Annotated in this window: 1 protein-coding gene and 2 pseudogenes; all 3 read left to right on the top strand. The window is 46.9% G+C overall.

What is annotated here, in order from left to right:
- Nucleotides 1-220: hypothetical protein (locus OQJ86_RS26320; protein WP_265992299.1), on the top strand; the 220-nt coding region annotated here is incomplete at its 5' end.
- Between the two features lie 12 nt (nt 221-232).
- Nucleotides 233-349 (top strand): annotated as a pseudogene (locus tag OQJ86_RS26315) (IS1 family transposase); the annotation flags it as partial.
- Between the two features lie 23 nt (nt 350-372).
- Nucleotides 373-1,212, top strand: a pseudogene (locus OQJ86_RS26310) (S8 family serine peptidase); the annotation flags it as partial.
- Between the last annotated feature and the right edge of the window lie 166 nt (nt 1,213-1,378).

Genomic DNA, 1,378 nt, shown 5'->3' with positions numbered 1-1,378 from the left:
GCTACGACGATTGATGGGTGTAGCCGATCAGATCGTAGCTTCTAGATTTAGTTCCATCGATTTAAGCAACAAAGCCGGTGGATTGGTGATGCAAACCTCAAGCATTGGCATGATTCTGTACAAAATATATTTAACAAATATCCCACCGCGATTAAGGTTATTCCAGGTCATGGAAGCGTGGGTACTACTGACTCTGTTATTCGACACACTCTTGACTTAACTCAGGAGTTAAGTGGCACTGAGATCCCGCATTAAGCGTCTACTCCGAAAAGCCATTGGTTTTTCAAAGTCTGAAGAGATGCATTATAAGGTCATTGGTACCTTTTTTGAACGTGAGTATTACCATTAATAAACTGGTTGGAGTTACGACCGGATTGGGTGGCGGCTAATGCTTCTGGACCGTCTGTAGCCAACATGAGTTTGGGAGGCGGCCAATCTGTCGCTCTCGATAGCGCGGTGCAAAGTGCAGTTCAGTCTGGCGTGAGCTTTATGCTGGCTGCTGGCAATTCTAATGCGGATGCTTGTAACTATTCACCTGCTCGTGTTGCTTCTGGTGTGACCGTTGGCTCCACAACGAGCTCAGATTCACGCTCGAGCTTTTCAAACTGGGGTAGCTGTGTCGATGTATTTGCACCAGGCTCGCAAATCAAATCTGCTTGGTATGATGGTGGCTACAAAACCATCAGTGGCACCTCAATGGCAACGCCACATGTAGCCGGTGTTGCAGCGCTATATCTTCAAGAAAACAGTGCATTATCACCAAGCCAGCTAGAGGCTCTGATTGCTGAACGAGCATCCAATGGAAAAGTCTCAGACACTCGCGGAAGCGTAAATAAGCTGCTCTATAGCTTGTCAGATTCTGACTGTGGTCAAGATTGTGGTGGTCCAAATCCAACACCGGATCCTGAGGGCAAGCTAACCTCTGGTTTACCAGTAAATGGCTTGAGCGGCGCAACAGGTGCGATGGACTATTTCTATGCTGACCTAGATGCAGGCCAACGTCTAACTGTTCAAACCATTGGTGGAAGTGGGGATGCTGACCTCTACGTACGCTTTGGCTCGAAACCAACACGCAATAACTGGGATTGCAGACCATACAAATACGGTAACAACGAGACATGCACAGTGACCGCACCGCAGAGCGGTCGGTACCACATCATGATTTACGCATATTCTAGCTACAGCGGTATGACCATTCAGGCGAACTACTAACTTACAACACCAAGCCCACTTTACGGTGGGTTTGGTTTTTGAAAGCTCTATGTTTGAGCCTATTCAAATACATTTGTTTGTCGTTCTAAAGGGCTTTGTTGCTTAAATCGATGGAACTAAATCTAGAAGCTACGATCTGATCGGCTACACCCATCAATCGTCGTAG

It is taken from the genome of Vibrio sp. Sgm 5, from assembly GCF_026241575.1.
GTDB classification, from domain to species: Bacteria; Pseudomonadota; Gammaproteobacteria; order Enterobacterales; family Vibrionaceae; genus Vibrio; species Vibrio jasicida.
Note: the sequence above shows the minus strand (reverse complement) of the source record. Positions and strands in the feature narration are given on the sequence as shown.